At 43.2% G+C, this 21,649-nt stretch carries 18 protein-coding genes and 1 tRNA gene; 9 read left to right on the top strand and 10 right to left on the bottom strand.

All coding sequences use genetic code 11. The features are described from left to right. Positions 1-117 precede the first annotated feature (117 nt). A tRNA-Met gene (locus D0T18_RS00840) sits at positions 118-191 on the top strand. On the opposite strand, the gene D0T18_RS07005 is transcribed toward D0T18_RS00840, so the two are convergent. Then, positions 151-396, bottom strand: a complete 246-nt coding sequence (locus tag D0T18_RS07005; protein WP_226988350.1) for a helix-turn-helix domain-containing protein — start codon at positions 394-396, stop codon at positions 151-153. The genes D0T18_RS00840 and D0T18_RS07005 overlap by 41 nt on opposite strands. A gap of 165 nt (positions 397-561) precedes the next feature. On the opposite strand from D0T18_RS07005, the gene D0T18_RS00830 reads away from it, so the two are divergent. The 4 genes from D0T18_RS00830 to D0T18_RS00820 all read left to right on the top strand — a co-directional run bounded on the left by D0T18_RS00830 (position 562) and on the right by D0T18_RS00820 (position 6,235). Continuing rightward, positions 562-1,395 (top strand): tyrosine-type recombinase/integrase, encoded by an 834-nt coding sequence (locus D0T18_RS00830; RefSeq protein ID WP_116431970.1) that lies wholly within the window; start codon positions 562-564, stop codon positions 1,393-1,395. Between the two features lie 198 nt (positions 1,396-1,593). Further along, complete coding sequence (locus D0T18_RS00825) at positions 1,594-2,652, top strand: GumC domain-containing protein (protein ID WP_004109958.1); 1,059 nt, start codon at positions 1,594-1,596, stop codon at positions 2,650-2,652. Positions 2,653-2,837: 185 nt separating this feature from the next. After that, the gene (locus D0T18_RS06895) at positions 2,838-3,230 is read left to right on the top strand and encodes a hypothetical protein (protein ID WP_240318263.1); all 393 of its coding nucleotides are present in this window, start codon (positions 2,838-2,840) and stop codon (positions 3,228-3,230) included. A 155-nt stretch (positions 3,231-3,385) separates the two neighbouring features. Then, positions 3,386-6,235 carry an LPXTG cell wall anchor domain-containing protein gene (locus tag D0T18_RS00820; protein ID WP_240318262.1) on the top strand — a complete coding sequence of 950 codons (2,850 nt, stop codon included), beginning with the start codon at positions 3,386-3,388 and terminating at the stop codon, positions 6,233-6,235. A 115-nt stretch (positions 6,236-6,350) separates the two neighbouring features. Here D0T18_RS00820 and D0T18_RS06785 read toward each other — a convergent pair whose 3' ends face one another. Further along, the gene (locus D0T18_RS06785) at positions 6,351-6,716 is read right to left on the bottom strand and encodes a hypothetical protein (protein ID WP_162861110.1); all 366 of its coding nucleotides are present in this window, start codon (positions 6,714-6,716) and stop codon (positions 6,351-6,353) included. Between the two features lie 384 nt (positions 6,717-7,100). On the opposite strand from D0T18_RS06785, the gene D0T18_RS00810 reads away from it, so the two are divergent. Continuing rightward, a complete protein-coding gene (locus tag D0T18_RS00810) occupies positions 7,101-7,589 on the top strand; it encodes a hypothetical protein (protein ID WP_226988337.1) in 489 nt (162 codons plus the stop codon). Beyond that, entirely contained in the window at positions 7,573-8,865 is a 1,293-nt protein-coding gene (locus tag D0T18_RS00805) for an MFS transporter (RefSeq protein ID WP_076002578.1), read from the top strand. Before D0T18_RS00810 ends, D0T18_RS00805 begins: the two co-directional genes overlap by 17 nt. Before the next feature lie 408 nt (positions 8,866-9,273). Here D0T18_RS00805 and D0T18_RS06985 read toward each other — a convergent pair whose 3' ends face one another. Beyond that, on the bottom strand, positions 9,274-9,396 hold the full coding sequence (locus tag D0T18_RS06985) for a hypothetical protein (RefSeq protein ID WP_255358933.1): 123 nt from the start codon (positions 9,394-9,396) through the stop codon (positions 9,274-9,276). A gap of 78 nt (positions 9,397-9,474) precedes the next feature. On the opposite strand from D0T18_RS06985, the gene D0T18_RS06890 reads away from it, so the two are divergent. Beyond that, the gene (locus D0T18_RS06890; RefSeq protein ID WP_240318261.1) at positions 9,475-10,023 is read left to right on the top strand and encodes a hypothetical protein; all 549 of its coding nucleotides are present in this window, start codon (positions 9,475-9,477) and stop codon (positions 10,021-10,023) included. Between the two features lie 736 nt (positions 10,024-10,759). Here D0T18_RS06890 and D0T18_RS00785 read toward each other — a convergent pair. The 4 genes from D0T18_RS00785 to D0T18_RS00770 form a co-directional block, all read right to left on the bottom strand. Beyond that, on the bottom strand, positions 10,760-11,098 hold the full coding sequence (locus tag D0T18_RS00785; RefSeq protein WP_004109968.1) for a hypothetical protein: 339 nt from the start codon (positions 11,096-11,098) through the stop codon (positions 10,760-10,762). Between the two features lie 283 nt (positions 11,099-11,381). After that, positions 11,382-12,407: a tetratricopeptide repeat protein gene (locus tag D0T18_RS00780; protein WP_102703311.1), complete on the bottom strand. Its 1,026-nt coding sequence runs from the start codon at positions 12,405-12,407 to the stop codon at positions 11,382-11,384. 41 nt (positions 12,408-12,448) lie between these two features. Further along, the gene (locus D0T18_RS00775) at positions 12,449-13,513 is read right to left on the bottom strand and encodes a DUF8094 domain-containing protein (RefSeq protein ID WP_004109972.1); all 1,065 of its coding nucleotides are present in this window, start codon (positions 13,511-13,513) and stop codon (positions 12,449-12,451) included. Next, complete coding sequence (locus D0T18_RS00770; protein WP_004109974.1) at positions 13,506-15,302, bottom strand: hypothetical protein; 1,797 nt, start codon at positions 15,300-15,302, stop codon at positions 13,506-13,508. Before D0T18_RS00770 ends, D0T18_RS00775 begins: the two co-directional genes overlap by 8 nt. A gap of 79 nt (positions 15,303-15,381) precedes the next feature. On the opposite strand from D0T18_RS00770, the gene D0T18_RS00765 reads away from it, so the two are divergent. Further along, the gene (locus D0T18_RS00765; RefSeq protein ID WP_004109977.1) at positions 15,382-16,371 is read left to right on the top strand and encodes an FKBP-type peptidyl-prolyl cis-trans isomerase; all 990 of its coding nucleotides are present in this window, start codon (positions 15,382-15,384) and stop codon (positions 16,369-16,371) included. Positions 16,372-16,468: 97 nt separating this feature from the next. On the opposite strand, the gene nucS is transcribed toward D0T18_RS00765, so the two are convergent. The 3 genes from nucS to D0T18_RS00750 all read right to left on the bottom strand — a co-directional run bounded on the left by nucS (position 16,469) and on the right by D0T18_RS00750 (position 21,637). Further along, positions 16,469-17,176: an endonuclease NucS gene (gene nucS, locus D0T18_RS00760; RefSeq protein WP_064621458.1), complete on the bottom strand. Its 708-nt coding sequence runs from the start codon at positions 17,174-17,176 to the stop codon at positions 16,469-16,471. 36 nt (positions 17,177-17,212) lie between these two features. Further along, positions 17,213-18,646, bottom strand: coding sequence for an amino acid permease (locus D0T18_RS00755; protein ID WP_100066729.1), 1,434 nt, complete (start codon positions 18,644-18,646; stop codon positions 17,213-17,215). 237 nt (positions 18,647-18,883) lie between these two features. Continuing rightward, positions 18,884-21,637, bottom strand: coding sequence for an ABC transporter permease (locus D0T18_RS00750; RefSeq protein ID WP_116440314.1), 2,754 nt, complete (start codon positions 21,635-21,637; stop codon positions 18,884-18,886). Between the last annotated feature and the right edge of the window lie 12 nt (positions 21,638-21,649).

Raw genomic sequence — 21,649 nt, 5'->3', positions numbered from 1 at the left:
CCTATGTCACTCATGTGCACGAATCGTAAAATTCTAACCAAATACAGCGAGACACGCCCGAAAGTTGACAAATTTAAATTTGCACCTATCGTAGATAGAGCTGCTAAAAGTAGCCGACGCGGGGTGGAGCAGCTCGGTAGCTCGCTGGGCTCATAACCCAGAGGTCCATGGTTCAAATCCATGCCCCGCTACGAATAAGGTCGTAGGTTCTACTTTTAAGAATTCTGCGGCCTTTTCTATTTCCGGAACACGCCATGGAGTGGCTTCATTTAATCTCATATTGACCGACGGTCGTGTCATATCTAATACTTCCGCCAATTCATTTTGCGTACGTCTTTGACCCGCCAAAAGCATACGAATATTCATTGTCACAATCTGATTCAATGTCAAATCCATTATCATTCATCTTTCTTTCCTAAAACCAACTAGCCTTTTCATCCTATCGGTTAGTTACATATATAGTATATCACATATTATGTATTTGTAAAAAAAACGGACTTGAAACCGTGTAACGAAACAATACGTAAAATCTTTTCTCTACGTATTCTAGTCTATGTTTTTATGTTAAAAATCAAAAGAAAACTACTCCCTAATAGTTGGGAAACATATGTTACACATTGGCTGGAATATCTTGAAGCAAGTGGATATACAGAAGATACGATTAGATGCCGCTACTACAAAATCAGTCGGCTTGCACGCCTACTTAATCAGCCACCAGAAGATATTACAGGACAACAACTTGTTGAGCTTTTTGCACACCAAGACTGGAAACGAGAAACGCGCAAAGGTTATTCTTCAACAATACGCTCGTTTTACTCATACATGATTGAAGAAGAAATTATTGATGTCAATCCAACAGTAAAGTTACCTAAAATTCGTAAAGAATACGCAATACCTCATCCATGTCCTGATTACATCATTCGTGGTGCTTTAGCCCGAGTTAGAGGTAACAAGGAGTATGAAGCCATGCTCAGGCTCGGGGCAGAATGTGGATTACGACGTAGTGAGATAGCACAAGTATCTTCATCCGATATTATGATGCTTAATACTCATCCCCAGCTTCTTGTACACGGTAAAGGACGCAAAGAACGCACTGTCCCCATCGCGCCAGATCTCGCACAAATCATCGCCAACAAGCATGGATACATGTTTCCTAGCAGATGGACCGGTCACGTCGAAGCATCCTATATTGCGCATCACATCTCTCAGCTTCTTGGTAACGGATACTCCACACATAGTCTCAGACATCGATATGCCACTAAGGCATATGAAAGTACACACGACCTTCTCTTAGTATCTAAACTCCTTGGCCACGCTAGTGTAGAAACCACTCAAATATATATCAGTCTCACATTCCCTGATAGCAGTGCCATTACAGAAGCTGTTCGCCTCTAAAACAAGACAATATGAGGGGAGCACACGAGCATATTGACTTTATATCAAAAAGTTGCCAATCGTATTCTCACTACTATGTATAAAGCAAAAGTTATCGAGATTAGGAAAGAAAAATTAGAACGACACTAAGTATGTATATATCTTTCACCTGAATATTTACGTATAGTAAAAACATAGATAGAAAGACGAAGGATAATTATGGCTAATATGGATAAAAATCAGATTATTAAACAAGAAACCGAGATTACGAGACTAGATGCTATTTCTGGTCGCGGTGACCAGAAGCCAGGGAGCAAGAAGAAGCGTAAGCTTATCATCATTGCTACTGCGGTTGTTGTAGTTATAGCTTTGCTGGTTGCGAGTATGCTGGGTGTGAAGTCTTTAAGAGATTCCAAGACTCAAGCGTGCATCCAGGCAAACAGTGCGTACGCCAAAGCGTGGGCACAGTACGAGAAGACACGCCAGGATGCTGATGAAACTGCTAAGACTGTGACTAGTGTGGAGCAGGTTGCAAACGCTAAAACCTACACCACATTCACAGCCCAGCATGCTAAGAGTAAAAAGGTAAGTAAGGCGCAGTCTTTGAATTGTGCTATCTCCTACACTCAGGCTTTCAACGCGACCATGTCTAGTCTTGATAAGACTACAGCACAGCTTAATAAGACCACTAAGGCTCTGAAAAACTCAGTCGTTCAGGTCACAAAGTCGAAGAATGTGAAGGATCTTGAAAATGCTAAGAATATGGTGAAGGCGAAGCTTGATGAGATGAATAATCTGCTCTCCTCATCAGACGGTCAAGTGGCTGATAATGCTACTCGTGATAACCTGCAAAACCAGATAAACACGCTTACCGCAGCGTTGAATGATAAGAAAGCAACCGTCGAGTCTTTGACTAAGGCTCTTGAGCCAGTCCAAGGCGCAATCGACAGTGTAAACGCAAGTATACAAGCGAAGCAGCAGGCAGACGCTGCCGCAGCGGCTGCGGCGCAAGCAGCTCCGCAGGCTCGTTCCCAGTCTGCGGCTCGTACTAGCTCGGGAGCTCCTCGTTCAAGTACTCGTGGTGGGTCTTCTTATAGTGCGCCAGCACAGAATAAGAATTCGGGTGCGGTCGACTGGGATAAATACCTTGCTGACGGGAAAGCATATAATGAATTACATAGAACACCTAATCAATGTCGATATATCTATCGCTGTGGCACTGGATGGAATACCGATGGAACACCAGATGGTGACGGTGATGTAACTAATAGCAAATAGTTTCCATCTTTACTCATTTTCCCTTTACATAGTGGTTGGTTTTAGACGACTTCTAAAACCAACCATTTTTATCAATACCAAATTTTTATTGATATAAAATAAAATTTTTTCATTTTCTCATTACTGAATGTGAAACTTTTTGGTTTCGCATTTCATAATAAGCAATTTGAAAAAGGGAGACTTTTATGTCGCTTTTCGCTAAGCATAAAAGTATGAGAGACAAGATCCGACAAGGTTCACATCGCGCTCTTGCTGGTATCGTTGTCGCATCAACAATGTTGACAGGATCCGCATTTGCCGCTGGCGGTGCCGGATGGACAGGTGGAAACACTGGCGGATCTGGCACATATAAATCGAATACATTCTGGGTTACCGATGATAACCTAGGTTCCGCATCAGATAATGAAGCAGTGGTGCGCGCTATCCAATCAGAAGGTGTAGCCATCGGTATGCTACCCGCGAAGCAGCAGCTAGAGCGCAAATTAACGCTGCATTATCCAAGGCTCGCGGTGATTGTGAAACAGAGTATACTGCGCGAGGTGGCACTGGTTCGGCAGACTGCCGCATCTGGGGTGTAGGCTTCACCGCAACAACAGCAGGACCAGGAATCACAAAACCGGAATATAACAATACTTCTAGCGCGCAAGCAACTGGCGCTCAATGGTTATCAGCATGGAACAACGAAACACAGAACGGTACCAGAAAATATAATCACGGCGGTAGCGAATACACAGTGTTTGATGATATTGATTCAGCTAATACACTCGCTTCATTCGCTGCTCAGGGTATGAGTACGCCAAATACTGATTTGATTGTTATCGTTCTTGCAAAAGACCAGCCTAAACTGTGGGACTTTACCCCTGATAAGTCCTGGGTAAAATACTCTAACGGCAAATGGGCAACCGTTATTGATGCGAAGCATACCAACACCACCGGTGCAGACACCCAAACCATCCTTGATGGTGACAAGCTCGGCTCTGTGGTTAACGGTAGCTTGGGCGAGAACCTGGGAGATAGCCTCGACACATTCACCCTGTCTGATGATTACACGGCTGCTGACTATTTGTGGGATCCAGATATGAGTGATGTGCATGTGTATGCTGCTCCAATCCCTGAGGCATCAACTACCGTCTCCTCAGTCGATGACATCATCACTAAGGGTACTGACGTGACAAGCCAGTTCACTATCCAACAGGCTGGCACGACCATTACTGCTACCATGACCAGTCAAGCTCTTGCTGCTGCACGTAGTCTTGCTACCCCTATGCAATACACGCTGCTTATCGGAGGCAAGGCGAATTATGCAAATGGTAAGGGTGCAGCCCAGGTACGCGCTGACGCAGGCAAAAAAGCTACGAATGAAGTCGAGTTTTGTGCTGATCCAACCACAGGCGCAGCCCTCAATTCTCATGGTTTGAAGAATAAAGGCTCAGAGTCTGCCGCGGGCAAGACAAAGACTACGAACGAACCATACGTGTGTGGTTACGTTCCACCAGTAGCAAAGGCAGTCATATCTGAGGCCTCTCAGGGTGGTGACCAGGACGATATTAATGGTAAGAGTGTCATGCCAGGACAGAAGCTGGAATACGAACTCACTAGCGAACCAACCATTCCAAACAACCTGAGTTATGCTATCGAGTCTGTTGCATTCACTGACACGTATGACCAGTATCTTGAGCTTGACAAGCAGACTATCGAGCTGCGTGACCTTGAAACCGGTCACACCATCAGTAAGAAGAACTACACGCTTACTGCAGATACCGAGAAGCATGAGTTTACTATCGAACTCAACAAGGATTACGTGACAGCGAATATGACCGCGGGATCTAAGCATCGTTTCCAGGTTCGTTTCGAAGGCACGGTATCCAAGAACGCTCCAACAGACCATAGTGTGGATAATCAGTGGGGTTTGAAACTCAACAATAGTTTGACCTCGTCTAACGTGGTATCGAATAAGCCGGTAGAGCCAAAGCCTGAAAAGAAGGATGAAACCAAGACTGGTATCAATATTGATGGCAAGACCGCATACGTAGGAGACGATATTTACTACCGTCTCACTTTAAGCGCAGCCACGTTGAAGGACACTGCGTATAAGGTTCACCGTCTCGGCATGATCGATGACTATGATGATGAGTACTTGCAGCTCAATGACAAGAATATCGAAATCCTAGACGCAGCCGGTAAGGACGTCACCAACAAGTTCAATATCCAGGTTAAGGATGGTGTCGTCTACGTGTTCGCTAAGACCGTAGACACGGAGTATCTCGGAGATATTCTTCCAGGGGATCCACAACCAACAGATTTAAAGGCCTACGCTGGCAAGGTATTGGATGTGACAAAGGATCCTGCAATCGACCAGTCTCTCCTTGGTCAGGATTACACCATCGTGCTTCCTATGACAGTCAAGCAGGTCAAGGACGGGTATGTAGTGAAGAACACTGCCACCCAGATTACAAACGATCGCAAGGATGTAACGAACACGGTAACTAACCCGTTAAAGGTTATTAACCCGAAGAAGGATGTGACTGTTAAGGTTAATGGCGAAAGTGCGAATGGTAAGAGTATTTATAAGGATCATCAGTTCTTGTATCGTCTCGATAGCTCCAAGATCGCTGGTAACCGTGCCTACAAGCAGATCAAGAATTGGCGCATCGTGGATGATTATGATGAAAAGTTTGACAAGCTAACCGGCCAGTGGGCAGTCTATGTCAACAACGACATTAAGCTCGCTGACGGCACTGTGATCTCCAAGGGTAGCCGTATCGACGGTAGCGGTGTTGATGCCGGATATTTCACTTTCACCGAGGCTAATGGTGCGTTTACTGTAGAGGCAACACAACAGTTCCTTGATATTGCATCTGCTATGGATAGTGACTTGTCCTGGACAGCGTACGTGCAAATGACCCGTTTGGGCGTAAGCGATCGCGTAGAAAACACGTTCGTGGAAACCATGAATGATGTTGAACGCGAATCCAATATGGTGTGGACCAAGACCCCAGACCAGACCCCTGCTATTAAACTCATCAAGTACGACGCAGCATCTGGTCTTGAAGCGGGAGACCGTAACACACCAAGCGAAGCCTTGAAGTCTACCAAGAACGGCACCAAGATTGTGTTCCGTATCATCAACACCGGTAAAGTCAACCTGACCAAGATCACGTTAGATGATAAGACTATCGCAGGCTCCGGTACGGTAACTAATCTGGAGTATCCAGCAAACTGGTCTAACCTGGTATTAAAGCCTGGCGAATACGTAGAAGTCAAGGGCACGTTGACTGGTATGAACACGATGAATCATACCGACCGTGGTCACACGACTGGTACACCTATCGTGCCATGCGCATCCCATAACGATCACCCATTCGACCCAAACGGTGGAGATAATGGTAATGGTGGTAATACGGGTGTGTGCTATGACACTCCAGTCGAAGATTCTGATGATTGGAACGGTGTTACTGCTGCACCATTGGCTCAGACTGGTAGCGCGGTCGTGTCTATCGCTATCGCTGCTCTTGCAGCCCTGGGCGCAGGAGCAAGCATCATGATCACTAAGCGTAACAAGGAAAATGCTCGTAAGCATTAACCCGTAAACACGCTTAGTATTAACTGGCGAGGGGTCGCACATGCACACGGGACTATCTCCGTGCAATGGTGTGGCCCCTCACTCTATATTTTCTTCTTCCTCTATTGATTTCTTATTAATCTTTCACACGTAACGGTTCATACTCATGAGTAGAAAAGACACAGCCTTTACCCCTAGTCAACGTGCTTATCTCAACAGTCTTCCAGCTATCAAACACGCGACAGCCACACGAATCTACTACACAAGCCAATTCCACAAAGACGCTGTCCAGCAATACGATAACGGTGTCAGACCGTCTGTTATTTTTGCACAGGCTGGAATGCCGTCCACCCTCATCGGGCGCAAAAGGATTGAACGCTGCATCAACAGGCGGGAAAACACCGACTACACACAGTCCGGCATGCCAGAACAAGTACACAAGCAAGTCAGCATATTCCTCGACCAGATGGCGAGCAGAGTTGAGGGTTTTGATTGAAGCCAAGCGTTACACCTTATCCACCAATTCCACAGAAAGAATCCTGACATACGAATAGCCGGACTCTGCCAAACAGTAGGGATATCAGAAAACACGTACTACGAGCTGAGACTGGTAAATAGTTAAGGTCTAATAATGTACTACTAATTTTTATATAAAATTATTCCACAATAAGAGACACACTTGGAAAGAATGCGAATCCTGTATTAGGATTATTTGCATCTTCATAGATGAAGATGCAAATAAGATACAGCATTGTTCTTATGAAAGGAGACAAAGATGAACAAGAATAGCAAGCGCGGCGGAATCAACCCACGACCTCGACCATATCCTCATATGATTTAGGCATAATTTATCCGCACATATTCACACCAAAGGTTAATAATGAACATGACTTCGTACGAAGAAATGTTTGATGAGTATGTGAAATCAAGTGCAGCATATTGCGCTTCTCTATTTGAAGCAACAGAATATTTTTTCAAAGCAAATGCTGCACTTGAAGCCACTATCGTCAGTACAAACACAGCGAAAACATCCACCATCCATTCAATACAAGAATATTTCGAGACATGTAAAATATCGCTTATTAAAACAATTGATTTGCTACGGACATTCCAAGAAATACATACGACTATCCCTGGAGAGCAAGTAGAAGTCGATTTCGCACAACAATACTTCTATATAAAGAAAACATTATCTTGCGTCGAGCAGATTATTCAACTCTTTAGCACAGTGCGTGATGACAAGAACCTACAGCAACAGATTTGGGATAACGACGACTTTACAACATACTTCACTACTAGTGCCGATAGCATCTCTCAAGCAATAATTTGGCAATGTAATTTCGCGAAACGAGCAAACCTTGACGAATCTATTTAAACCTTACCGCGGATATCTGCGTTTAGCAGCTAGTGATTTTCTTTCTAACTATGCAACTACACTAGCCTCAACTACTATTCAATTATGGCTATTGAACTCACTTTTTATCGGTTTTCAGCAGTCAAGCCATTATTTATCGCTTTACCTCACCCTCACTGCAATAAGTGAATTAGTAGCAGGCCTTTTCTCAGGAGCACTAGCTGAGCATGTAGGAATTTTCAGGACAACAGTTGCTGCATGCTTAGCAAGAATGATTGCGGGATTATGTATTATCGCAATTGTATCGGTATCCTTCTCAACCCCATCTGCTAACAAGTTGCTCCTATTTTGGTGTGTTTGTATACTTGTAATGGTTACGACAGCATGTGATACTTTCTATTTTCCTGCTATTACTTCCTTTGTTAATCGTGTAACAAAAAATGATGATCTTATTAATGTTCTTTCACTTCTTCGCTTTACAAGCCTCATGGGTACATTAGTAGGACCAGCAGTTGCAGGTTTTGCGAGTAGTAAATATTTATACATTCCAATTCTATTTACAGAAACTATCGCATTAGCAGGAATAATAATTTTTATTTATTTTATTTACAAGCATGCAGTTAGAACCGGAATTTATACTTCAGACGTCGCAGATGAAAATCCAGAATATTCTCAAGGCTTTTTGGCAACTTGGGCTAGGGGAATGGCAACATTTGTAAAAAACCAAACGTACAGGACTTTAGCTCCATTTGCAATACTCGAAGCTATCGCATCTACTGGCATAAGCTTTGCTGGAGTCCTCTTATTCTCAATGGTTCTACATAGTGCAGAAGGATATGGCTGGTATTTAAGCGCAATGTCACTTGGGTATGCCCTCAGCTATCTCATCGCGCCAAAAGTGTCCAGCAAAATGTCCTTCTCTATGCTACTCACTCTTTCACATATACTAGTGACTCTTTCTATAATAGGACTGGCATTAGCGCCTAACGCTATAGCAGCAGCCGTGTTTGGTTTCCTTTTTGCTTTCTTCCAAGGAGTAGTAAATCCACCATTCCAAACAGTATTTATTCATGCAGTAGATGATAATCTCGTTGGACAGGTAATGTCTGTATTCATCTCAGTTGTTGCCGCTATAGGAGCAGTAAGCTATCCGCTATGGGATTACGCTTATTCCCACATGACCATTCCATCTCTACATGCAGAGTCAGGAATAATTGTCATAGCTGCTCTTATCCACTTTATACTGGTGCTTATCTGCATATTCGATAAGCGATTGCGTTCAATTAAAGCAGAATAAGATGCAATAAATATTGTAAATACGAGCACAACTACAAGCTGCGCTGTGAAAGTTCACTACAGAAGTTTCACAGCGCAGCTTATTTTTAAATTAGAACGCTTTCAATTCAGACATCTAAGTTAACCGAGTGAACCATACTTTATCTGTCATAGAGTGTTCATTTGTGCCGTGAGCAAATAGCACCAACATCTATATCTAGGATATTTATAACTGATGTCCCGTCTGTAAATTCTTTTGACTAACATCATGAGAATTAAAAGAAATATCAGCACCATACCCGGATCCACTAAAAAGTCTGGGCGGCTATTGTCTCCACGAGTTTCACTCGTGGAGACTGTACTGTTGTGGCGCAGCAAGAATGCTGCCACCGGTCGCCGCCCCCACTTTCTCGTGTTGGTAGCCCAGAGGCTAGCACACCCAGTCCAAAGACCACACGCCAGCCTTGTCACGCCACCCAACAAGCTCACCCCTGCCAGCCCATTCCACAACATGTTCCACGGGCTGACCGGAGTCGAGCCTGGAGCGTCGCACAAGGACTGGGAGTGTTCTTGTGGGTTTACGGGTGTGCCTGCCCTGGAACTACCAACACACAAGGAAAGGATAAAAAAAATGGTTACCATCAACAGCGACCACACGGTCACACTCCTAATAGGAGAGGTAGAAGCTCTCGTAGCATTCCACAACTACCTAGCAGGCTTTACCACGAAAGGATTGGACGAGAACACACTACGCTACGGTATCCAAGCATTAAGCAGTCTCCTCATCGTGCGTGACATGTTCCTTATTGATAGTTTCCATGGCTGCACCATGCAAGACTTCCTCGATAACGTTGAGCACCCATTCGCTGAGAAAACTGTCCACTATGTGCGTTCAAGCCTCGACCTGGTTTTTAGAGATGACAATTTCACCCTCGACACACGGCGCATCCATCGTGCAATAGCACTGCTGACCACCATGCTGGAACTTAAAGGATTAAGTCAGAGGGAAACTGTCACAGTCTGTGGCACACTGTCATACTTGTATTGGCTGAAAAATGACACGACAAACGCTCGTATCACAGCCCAGAAAGCACTCACGATAGACGAGAAGTACTGGCTTGCACGCATCACTACTACAGCGCTCCTTCACCACATCACACCCCACTGGTGCCAGAAGTAAGCAGAGGGTTTGCTGGCAGAAAAAGAAGCGCAACTTTTTCTGCCAGCCCCTGGTGGCTTATCGCAGCCACCCTCCCGCGCGGGGCGCGTCTTACCCCTAGGGCATGCCCTGAACAAAATTCCATAAATTTTAGGGCATTACCCCCAGGAGCAAGCCGCGCTATTACCACGCGAGAAGGGTGGCTACTATGCTTCCATAAGTTCACACAAAGATGTGTGAACCAGCCGCCACCAGCAGAACAAAGAATCTGCCACCACTATCATGGCGGCAGACCCATTATCATCGCATGGAACACCTGCGGTGTACTCTCATTTTTTGCTTTTTATGACGTGTTCTTGACACTTCCCACTCTAAAAAACGGGTCACTTCCGCCAACTTCCCCGCGTCCTCCACTCGCGTTACGGACACGCGCGAAGCTAGGGCCCGCAAGGGGTTGGCTCCAGCGCATTCCGTTTTTGTCCCTTCCAGTGTTCAACAACACGAACGAAAAATAATCACACCAGGGTTTTTATATAAAACCAAACCATAAGAAAAATCATATACAAGTAGAAAGGAAAACAAGAATGAAAATTAACAGCAAGCCAGTCACCGGCACAAGCTTCGCATACGACGGATGCCACAAAATCTACATCTGCGAAAACACACAAGATGAGCAAGACGCGCAAAAAAACCGGATACACCATCCACCCCATAAGCGAGCTTGAAAACACATACGAAAACTCGTGCGACCTACGCTTCATCCACAACTGGACACTCGATAAAGACTATGTCTCCCAACTAGAGCCCGCCTTATTCCAAGAATAGCCCATGCTTCACCAGAAAGCGCCGTATTTAATGCAATGCAGAAGTCTGCAACATTATTGTTAGCAAGCTCTACGCTATCAATCGTTGTGACAAGTTTTTCGCGCAACTGTTGCGTAGTAGTATGTGCCCAATTCATTTGAGCATCAGGATTAAGAGAGCGAATCTCTTCCCGTTTTTCCTCGTCAAACTGGAGAGCTGCGGAAGGAGCATTAAACGTTACAAGATCGTTGACGTTATCATCTGGGTTGGTTAAAATATTAAGTACTTTCATCAAAAGACTCCGCATTGTTTCTTGATGAAAAGGCTTATTCGATAGCTCAGAGGTATTGCTCTGAGCTATCTTAATTTTTAGGAAAGGAAAGATATTAAAATTTGTGGCTTTGTAAGAGATTAGTTAGGAAACCCAGAGGTCCATGGTTCAAATCCATGCCCCGCTACTGAAGCCAAGAATCACACGAATTTCTCACGATTGTTGTGGTTCTTGGCTTTTTTATTTAATAACGCATAAGTCAGTCAATCTGCAATCGCCAAAATACAAGTCATCTTCATAAGAATCAATAAAGAAGTATTGCAAGGCGACGGCGAGCGCGCGCTAATCGAGCATCATCTGCAGGAAGTATGGCAAAATACTCAAGCATACGAGAACGAATAGCATCCGCATCACTCTTATGACCAGATGCAAGGAAGTCAAGCAGTCGCCCAAAAGCGTCATCAATATGACCGTCAATCATATCTACATCTGCTACTGCAAGCTGCGAATCTAAATCATCCTTATTATCGCCAGCAGCCTTTCTAACCGCAGCAACATCAGTATTAGTATTACGCGAAAGCAACAAAGCTTTTGCATGTTCACGCGATGCGAGCACATCATGAGGATCCGCTTCCATTACTTTTGCATACTCACGTGCAGCACCTTCATAATCACCCTTCATAGCAAGCGAATGAGCTTGCTCATGAGCAGGTGGAACACTCTCAACAGAATTATTCTCGGAACTATCTTGATCTGCATCTTTAGACGTTTCAGACTTTTTCTCAACCGAGGATTCCACAAAAGGAGCAGTTCCAGCAACACCAGAGCGTTCAGCAACCTGAACCAATTGCGGCAAAATAGTGCCACAAATCTGCTGTAATTCCTCATCGCTAGGTAAACCTTGCGCAATAGGCATAGGGCGTCCGCCAATTAAACCGTAAATTGCAGGAAGCTGCTGCGCTTGCAATGCTTGAGCAATACTTGGGCTTTCATCAGAGTCGATACGAGCTAACTGCATACGACCGTCAAGCGCGTTAACAGCATCCGCTAATTTCTGCGCCACATCATAATAGGCCTCGTCATTAGCTTGCCAAAGCAAAATAACAATTGGGAAACTTACAGACGTTTGCACCATCGCCTGAAAAGACTGCTCATTAACATCGATTACATAGCCGCCAGCTTTTGGAGCAGAAGAACCAGTAGAACCCGACGCAGCTTTAGCAGCTTGCTTAGCTTGAGCTTCTACACGACGCTTTACGCCTTCTAAATCTACAGCCCCAGCAAGCGAAAATCCGCCAGGATTCATGCCTTGCGCTTTGCTACTCACCATTTTTCCTCTTTTCCAAGCACACTACATTGCACTTACAAAATTTATAAAGCTTCTACCTTAATAGGCTGACGCTCAGCACCAACAGGAATAATCTTCATATGAGAACTAGCTGGAGGAACTACTAGAGCAATAACATTTACGTAAGTTACTCGCATAGTACCTTTTGCTTTACCGTCGCCAAATAATGCTTTTTCTTCATCAGAAGCAGGACGAGATTCACGCCCTTCACCAGCTTTACGAGTCCACACAGAATCTATGCGCGCAACAACCAAATCACTTCCATCGCTTGAACGCATAATGCTTATTTGTTTGAGATTTGGTGTAAAGACTTGTTCTTGAGAGCCTTTATTTCGCTCCATTCCAGCTTGCACTGCTTTAGAAAGTTCAACTAACTTTTTACGCAAATAATCGTCAGCAAAATGCTTTGCGTACTTGCTGTTTTCACCATTTTGTAAAACGTCAGCGTACGCAGCTACCGCTTCATCTGGAGTCATCACCAAACCAGTATCGTTAGATTTACCCATTGAAGAACCAATACTTGGCACAGCAAATTTAGGAAGATGCACTCCAGGGAATAAGCGCGCAACAGCCCAAAGTTTATAATTCGAACGCGCTCTCTGTTGACGTAAAACCAGCAAACGTTTTGACTGCTGATCTTTAGTAGTAGTTGTAATAGTCATTAAATCTCTTGGCCAACCAGAATTAGTTGGCACAATAGTTTGCGCGGCTTCACGCGGAATAGTGGCCTTAGGATCTAAGTTTCCAGTTTTGTTTGCAATCGTAAGCTCGCTCGTACGAATATCGAGAGCAGGTCCAGAAACTGCTTGAGATAATGAATCCACATCTTTTTCGTCGTTTGCCTTTTCTAGAGTGCGAAGCAACCCCAAGCGGATATCTTTTTCTTGCAGCATAGTCACATTAGGTAACTCTTGATTACTACGCGCTTCAGCAGGTTTCGGCACCTGCCCATCGCAAGCAGATAATCCGGTTACCATAACCGTTGATACAACACATGCTATTAATGTGACTACGTTGTTGCGCAATACGCCTCTATTTTTACTTTTTACTCGGTGAATATCGACATTACTATTACGCATTTTACTCATTTCCTCGCTCACTTGAAGAATTACCGCGGTAGCCTTTCCCATTTTTTCTGTAGCGACCGTTACCGCCGTCTCCTCTAAACCCATTTCGTTTTATGCGAGATTGCTTATCGTTGCTATTTTTAGACGAATTTTGACGTTTGTTTGATTCTGAGTTGCGATAGTTTTCGTGCTCATTAAGCTTTTTCTTACTAGATTCATGTGAAATCTTGCTATTACTATCTGAAGGCTTGACCGTTTCTAAACGTTTCTTTGCAAACTTTTCAGAATTATTAGCATTATTTCTATCGTTCTGACGATTACGCCTCTTGTTATTCTGCTGTGCATACTTATTTTGCTGCTGACGCTTATTCTTATAATCGTTCAGACTATTGCCATCCGACGCGCTTGCGTAAGATTTTTTCTTATTTCGCGGAGTCTTAATATTCTGAGAATTCCGCTTATATTGCTTATTTTCTGAATTTGCTGATTCTGCTGAATTTCCAGAATATTTCGCATTTCCTATATCTTCCGCATTTGCTAAATCTTCTCCGTTTGCCGCAGCATCCTGATTGTGCAAATCATTAAATTCATCATCAGCATTGTCTAAATCATCTAAATAAGAATTATCGTCATGTTGCTGCATAAAGCGCGTGGCAAACGCAAGCATTTCATCTTGCGCAATAACAGTAGTTTCAGCCAAAGAATCAGTAGATGCAACCGCTGTAGAAGCAGACGCAATTCGAGTTTGCATACCATTTGAGTCGCCGCTTTGCATTGAATCTTTGCGACGACGCGCATGATCTCCATGCCTTGCGTGGCTTCCAGAATCCTTCTTGTGTCGTTTGTGACCAAAAATACCAGACATGGTTCCAGAAATCGCCTCAGCAAAGGTGACTTCGTCACGCTGTGCAGACTTTACTGCCAACACTCCTGAACGGCTAGCTATTAATTGCTTATTACGACGACGATGCGGAGCCATTGCAAAAATAGTTGCAGAAAGTATAGCTAATACTGCAAAAAGCACTCCTACAAAATATAAAGGCGTTGCAAAATCTGGAATTTGATTACGACGCCACCGCAATTCTACGGAAGCTTCCGGCACATTATCCCCCAAATCAATTAGCAAAACACGTCTAGCAGCCTGCGAGCGCAGTGAAGAAGAAGACGCATCATGACTATTTGACTTACTAGCGCGAGTGCCCGATTTAGGCATTGTGCCGCTTGCAACAGCATGATCATACGACGCAGAACCAGAAGATTGAACATAATCTGCAGTATTTATTGCCAATTTCGCTAAACCAAGCTGGCATGTAACTATAGGCCATAAATTAGATTCTTGGAATTTTACGTCAGGATCCTTAATGTCCACAGAGTCACCCGCTTGCACAGAGGTTTTACCAGACACTTCAGAAACTGAAAGATTATTCCAATCACGCAAACCAGTAATTCTTTGTACTGGAGAACCTGCCACCCAGCCTCTTACGTCTTTCGTTAAACCTACAGCAACACAAATAGGCTTACGCGTATGCAAAGCAGCAACACTAATACGAACCCTGTTATCTACAAGATTCAAAACACCAGGATCAGTGACAATATAACGAGTTCCAGATACGTTAGCGTACGCAATAACAACGTTGCTAGGCTTCCAAAATGTTGCGTTAGCAACTCCAAGAACAACGCTTAATACTGCAAGCAAAGCAAAAAATGGAGCTACAACGCCGCGCATGATTTTACTGCGCAAAGTGAGCCGTCGCATTGGTCGTCGCATTGGTCGTCCTTCTGTATCAGAAGCATCTTCTATATTTGTCATAACGATACCATTCTACAGTCTTTTAATATTACTTGCATGTTTTGATGTAAAAATCAGCGTCAAGCGGTAATGTGAGGCTATGAAAAAAATCAAAACATTAGAACAAAAATCCTTTTTGCTTCGCACTTTTGCAACTATTAGTGCAGTGGCAATGTGTGTAGTACTCGCTTCATGCGGAGAAAGTTCCAACAACAAAAACAATTTAACTGATGAGAACGCTCAAAAAGCTGGAATGCAGTTGCTGGAAGGCGTAAGCGCATCTGGAGCACTTGGGAAAAAGCCTAAAATAACGCTGAAAACGCCTGTAAAAGTAAAGCAAAATACTTATGCTGTTTTGCAACGAGGCAACGGAGAAACAATTAAAGAAGGCGATCGCGTATGCTCTCAGGGCATTGTGTTCGACTCCAAAACCGGCAAAGAGCTTATGAATACTTGGGAAAAAGGCAAAGCTGATTGCTCGATTTACATTAATAAAAATTCTACAAGCCGCCCATATTACGCTTTGATTAAAGGTAAGAAAATTAATACAACTATTGCTTTTGGCGTAAGTGAAGGATATAAAAATCCTTCATATGTTATGGTTCTTACAATGGTTTCGCGATCAAAGGCTATAACTAGAGCAACGGGCAAGGCTGTTACGAATATTCCCGCAAATTTGCCGAAGGTAACTCTTGATAAATCTGGAGCACCAACCTTAGATAAAAATAACTACGTTCCAGACGGAAAGCTTGTTTCTCAGACTTTGATTGAAGGAACCGGCAAAAAAGTAACTGCAAAAGACACAGTTTCTGCTCATTACACTGGCTGGACTACTGATAAAGACGGCAAATTGCATCAATTTGATTCTTCTTGGCTTCGTGGCATACCTGCAGACTTCCAACTTGCTGGAGGAGTAATCCCTGGTTGGACTAAAGGCTTAACTGGAAAGAAAGTTGGCTCCCAAGTTCTTTTGGTAATCCCACCAGAAGATGGCTACGGTAAAGAAGAAAAGAAGGACGCGCGCGGAAACGTAACTATTCCTGCAAATGCCACGCTGTACTTTGTAGTCGATATTCTCTATGCTTCGTGAGATTTGTAATTTTGCAAACTGTTGCAGAATTAACTAGCGATTCATAAATAATAAACCCCTCCTTCCCGAGGGGTTTTTACATATTTAGAACACATATTTAGAACAGACGAAGATCGTTGGACTCGACTCCACGCATTTCATCGTAATCCAATATTAAGCAAGTAAATCCACGATCCTCAGCCAAAACGCGAGCTTGCGGACTAATAGTTTGCGCAGCAAAAATACCTCTAACCGGCTTAAGTAACGGATCTCTATTCAGCAACTCACAATAACGCGTAAGTTGCTCAACGCCGTCGATACCGCCATGCCGCTTAATCTCAATAGCGACATGTACACCATCCGCGTCCTGAGCCATAATATCCACTGGGCCGATAGCCGTAGGATACTCACGGCGCACCAACGTTGCACCATCGCCGATTCGTTCAATCTGCTCAGCCAAGTAACGTTGCAAATGATCCTCAACACCATCTTTAATTAAGCCAGGATCCTCACCCAAATCGTAAGTATTATCGCTATAAACATGCTCGAGCGAAACCATAAGCAAATCATCGCTTTTAGCGGCAGCAACACGCAAAATACAGCCATCTACAACAACGCCAGCATCGGATTCGCCGCTATCTTCTTTACGTAAAACACGCATACTACAAGGAGCTACCATCCAATTAAGAGGTTTATATGCACCAAGCTCAGAAAAAATAAGTACGCTGCCATCTGCTTTAATAAGCAACACTCGCTTAGCTAAAGGAAGCGTGGCATTTAACCTACCTGTATACTCTGCACTGCAATCTGCAACAATAATTCGCACACAGCAAGCATAACAGAAATCAAGTAAAGAAGTACCTTACTTCCCCAAAGCTTCAGCTAAATCGCGATTCTGCCAATGTTGATGTAAGGCGCAGTATCCGCCGAACAATACGAGCCACACTAGTCCGCCAATTGCAGAAGCTCGCGTATCGTCGCTAATAAACAAAGTCACATACACAAAAGCAAAGAACGCTATAGTAAGAGAATTCAAAAGCTTATAATGCGGCATAACGAAGCCGTCTGGCATAAAATCAGCAGATTCACGGTATTTACGATGCGTAACCATAATCAAAATATAAATCATGATTATCACTGCCGAAGAAGCCGAAGCAAACAAAATAAACGCACCATGAATACCAGGGATCGAATTAATAATTGGTGAAAGAAGAATCAAAGCAGACGAGAACAAAATCGCGCGAGCAGGAACCTTCGTGCGTGAAACCTTACGCAACTTACCCAAAAGAGGCGAAGGTGACTCAAGCGCGATTTGATACATGTGGCGACCAGCAGAATACAGCAAAGAATTAAGCGCAGAAGAAGCAGCTGTAATAACCACAAAGAACACAAGCGCAGAAGCCCAATGCAATCCCGCGTATTGGAACACCATAATGAATGGTGACATAAATACGCCTTCCGCATTCGTAGCCCTAAACTGTTGCCACGGCACAATAAGCATAATCGCTATGAGAGCACCAACATAGAAAACCAGAACGCGTACAATAATCTCGTTAACAGCCTTTGGCAAAACCTGGCGAGGATTCTTAGTTTCCGAAACAGTCACACCAACAAACTCAATAAGCTGGTACGCGTAAAACACCATTTGGAAGCTCATTAAGAAGGAAAGCCAGCCATTTGGCATAAGCGAGAAATTGTTGAAAATATTATCTAATCCAGCGTGACCAGCAGGACTCATTACACCACCATGCAAAGGAGTTGCAGAGTAATGGTAACCAATTAAAGCCATAACTACGGCTGTGACAATAAGAGCAACAATTAGCGTAATTTTAATCATTGAGAACCAAAACTCAGTTTCCCCAAATAGCTTTACAGCTACCAAATTTATGCACACTAAAGCCGCTAAAAATACTACTTCTATCAGCCATTTCCAATGACTTACGTCAATATCGAAAGTTTGGAAGAATGTGACACAATACGTACTAACTGCCGTAATTTCGCTCATACCAATAAGTACAAGCACAAACCAATACGACCATCCGGCAAAATTACCCCAACCTCTGCCAAGATAACGTGTAATAAAACTAATAAAAGTATGCTGGTTCGGATCCTTATACATAAGTTCGCCAATGCCACGCATCAGCAGGAACATAATCAAGCCCACAATAATGTAAACGAATACGATACTAGGACCTGTTAAGCTAATAGATTTTCCGGAACCAAGGAATAAGCCTGTGCCAATAGTGCCACCAATAGCAATAAATTGCACGTGACGCTTGGTAAGACTACGCTCCATTTGGTTTGCATTGCTACTTGCATTTTCTTGCGCAGATACGCGAGAAGATTGGTTTGAAGATTGATTATGAGAAGATGTGCTATTGTGCGTCTCTGCAGATTCTGTTTGTTTAGAACCTACATTAATGTCACTATTCACAGTCTCACTCATTATTACAACTCCGTTCCTTAATAGCCACGAATTTCTAATTTTATAGGAACCCTTAACTATTCATTACGCATTCCACAATTCGCGCAACTATTCCACACTTTTAAGTGAGCTTACTGGATCTATGCGATCCAAAGCTGGGTTGGTAGCCCATTGCACAATTAACGCAAAAATTAGTGTTGCAACGCCAGCAATGCAATAGCTTAAAGGAGCTACTTCAACTTCAAAATACAAAGACGGCATACGAAGCGCGCTAGTCAACAATCCTGCAATAAGCCTTCCTAATGGCAATCCAACTGCAATGCCGATAACAGTTAAAGTAAGCATTTCTTTATGCACATAGGAATGAACTTCTCTACGATAAAAACCAAGAACTTTCAGCGTAGCCATTTCGCGAGTACGTTCCGAAATATTAGTACTTGCAAGAGTAAAAAGCACAGCTAAAGCTAAGCCAGCAGCCAAAGTTACGATTAAAGCAACAACAGCATTCATAAGATCAAAACTAAAAGCATGCTTCATACGCGTAATATTCATAACAGCAAGCACACCGTCACGTTCAGAAACCTTGTCGGCATATTTAATTTTATTATTATCGCTACCTCGCAAACGCAAAATTAACGCATTATGTTTCAAAAGCTTACTGTTTTCTCCATTAAATAAGCGTTCGTAGCAATGTTCAGTCATGTAAATATTAGAACCGATAAGATTACGAACAATAGCTTTAACTTTAACCTTCGCACGTTTAAAACTAGTATTCGTCACATTAATTTCGCTACCACGAGTAATGTCCAGAGATGCAGCAGCGCTTTGAGAAAGCAACGGACCTTCATCCGTAAGTTTAACAGTTTGCAAATTATTGTTCACATCCTGCAAATTTACAAGATGAGACAAAGCTTTTGTGTCTTTTACAACAATCAACTGCACGCTTTCCGCATCCTCAACATGACGACTATTCGACTTATTTGATTGATTTTTAGCTATTTCTCCAGAGCCCACATAAGCCGGAAGTATAGTTTCTACTTTATTATTTGACTTGTCTTGCTCAACGCTTTTCTTCATATTTTGGAAAGATCCTGGAGCCGAGATAGAAATCATATCGTATCGATAAATTCCCTCGTATTGGCGAATACCCAAGGTCGCAACAGTATCGTTCAAAGCAAGACCGCAAACAATAAGCGCTGTGCAACCGGCAACTCCACCAATAGTCATGCACAATCTGCCTTTGAATCGCGCCAAATTGCGAACAGTAACCTTATTTAAGAAACTCATTCGCTTCCAAATCCAAGGCAACCTTTCAAGAAGAACGCGAGAACCAGCTTTTGGAGCTTTTGGTCTTAACAAAGCTGCAGGAACTTGCTTTGTTTCTCGCCAACTAACAACGATTGTGCATATTGCAACAGGAATCACAAATGCTAGCACACACAAAGAGCCATATAGCCAGTCATACTTCAACCTAACGTCTGGAACGGCGTATAAACCACGCAAGATTTTTAGTAAAAGTGAAGGGATTGCAAGAAAACCCATAATATCGCCAATTCCGCCGCCAACAAAGCACGCAAATATTGCGAAGAAAGCATGTCTTGTTACTGCAGTAGAACGACCGTATCCCAAACTTAAGTATGTGCCAATAAGCCCTCGCTCTTCTTCAACCATACGAGCCATAGCAGTTAAACTCATCATCATTGCTACAACAAGAAATACTGCCGGGAAAGCGTATCCAAGTGACTGTATTGAAGCAACGTCAGAACGCAAACTAGCATAACTATCGTTAGCTATACGAGTAGATATATGCCATTGAGCTTGAGGAACACGTTTTTGAATCTCTGACTTAATTTGTTTACGAATTTGCTTTTTTGCTTGCTCTTTAACAAAATTTGGAGCGCGCTGAAGTCTAGGATCGTTTGCAATAATGTTTTTTAATTCTGAGTTAACTTGGTTGTCGATAATTTGATTACGTCGAGCTGTTTCTCGCTTAGATTGCACGCGTTCTTGAATCTGTTCAGATGCATCGTCGACAATGCCCCGATAATCTTTAGAAAAAACATTGACATGTTGAGTATCATTCAAACGTACCGATATTGCTGTATACGGCAAGCCGGTCACGTTATCAGGAGCAGCAGAAGTAAATATTGGATATCTAGACGTCACAGAGTTACGAAATGCTTTAGATTGATAGCCATCAGGATTGTTTAAATCGTTGCTATCTAGCACGCTACCAGTTATGCGCAAACGATAAGTTTTAGACTTTGAATTAGAAGAATCAAGATTTCCAACGTCCACATTTTGCTGCATGTTGACTACTATCACATTGCCAATGCTCAAGCCACTATCGTGTAAAAATCGCTGAGTTACAACAGCTTCACTATTATTTTTAGGCATATTGCCCTTAAGCAAATGCAAACGATTAAGATTTTTTTGCGATTCTACATAATGCACGAAATTCATTGCGTATGAAGACTTTGCATCATCTGTCGCGTGTGCTGTTGCTTTCCAAGAACGCTCTGCTTCAACTTCACTCACACTTGGCAACGCGCGTAATGCTGCAACATCGTCTTTAGTTAAACCAAGAGTAGATACGATTTGCAAATCATAAGCATGCAATTTCGCATACATATCGTTAGTAGCGAGAAACATGTCGTTGCAGCCTGCATAAATACCAGTCATAACAGCAACGCCAAGCATTGCAATAACCGCAAGAACACAGAAGCGACGCCATTCGCGAACCCACATTCTAATTGCGCTAATAAATACTATTGGCAGCAATGAGTGCGTGCGCTTACCTTCACTGCCATTATTGGCGTTTTTATTATCAGATTGCTTTGAAACTGCTGTTACTTTCCGCATAACAACCACCTA

This window comes from Gardnerella swidsinskii, assembly GCF_003397705.1.
Lineage (GTDB): Bacteria > Actinomycetota > Actinomycetes > Actinomycetales > Bifidobacteriaceae > Bifidobacterium > Bifidobacterium swidsinskii.
This window is presented reverse-complemented; position numbering and strand designations above follow the sequence as displayed.

Excerpts from the sequence above, each read along its gene's own strand:
- D0T18_RS07005 (WP_226988350.1), bottom strand. The coding sequence starts at position 396 with ATGGATTTGACATTGAATCAGATTGTGACAATGAATATTCGTATGCTT.
- D0T18_RS00830 (WP_116431970.1), top strand. The coding sequence starts at position 562 with ATGTTAAAAATCAAAAGAAAACTACTCCCTAATAGTTGGGAAACATAT.
- D0T18_RS00825 (WP_004109958.1), top strand. The coding sequence starts at position 1,594 with ATGGCTAATATGGATAAAAATCAGATTATTAAACAAGAAACCGAGATT.
- D0T18_RS06895 (WP_240318263.1), top strand. The coding sequence starts at position 2,838 with ATGTCGCTTTTCGCTAAGCATAAAAGTATGAGAGACAAGATCCGACAA.
- D0T18_RS00810 (WP_226988337.1), top strand. The coding sequence starts at position 7,101 with ATGACTTCGTACGAAGAAATGTTTGATGAGTATGTGAAATCAAGTGCA.
- D0T18_RS06890 (WP_240318261.1), top strand. The coding sequence starts at position 9,475 with ATGGTTACCATCAACAGCGACCACACGGTCACACTCCTAATAGGAGAG.
- D0T18_RS00785 (WP_004109968.1), bottom strand. The coding sequence starts at position 11,098 with ATGAAAGTACTTAATATTTTAACCAACCCAGATGATAACGTCAACGAT.
- D0T18_RS00780 (WP_102703311.1), bottom strand. The coding sequence starts at position 12,407 with ATGGTGAGTAGCAAAGCGCAAGGCATGAATCCTGGCGGATTTTCGCTT.
- D0T18_RS00775 (WP_004109972.1), bottom strand. The coding sequence starts at position 13,513 with ATGAGTAAAATGCGTAATAGTAATGTCGATATTCACCGAGTAAAAAGT.
- D0T18_RS00770 (WP_004109974.1), bottom strand. The coding sequence starts at position 15,302 with ATGACAAATATAGAAGATGCTTCTGATACAGAAGGACGACCAATGCGA.
- D0T18_RS00765 (WP_004109977.1), top strand. The coding sequence starts at position 15,382 with ATGAAAAAAATCAAAACATTAGAACAAAAATCCTTTTTGCTTCGCACT.
- D0T18_RS00755 (WP_100066729.1), bottom strand. The coding sequence starts at position 18,646 with ATGGAGCGTAGTCTTACCAAGCGTCACGTGCAATTTATTGCTATTGGT.
- D0T18_RS00750 (WP_116440314.1), bottom strand. The coding sequence starts at position 21,637 with ATGCGGAAAGTAACAGCAGTTTCAAAGCAATCTGATAATAAAAACGCC.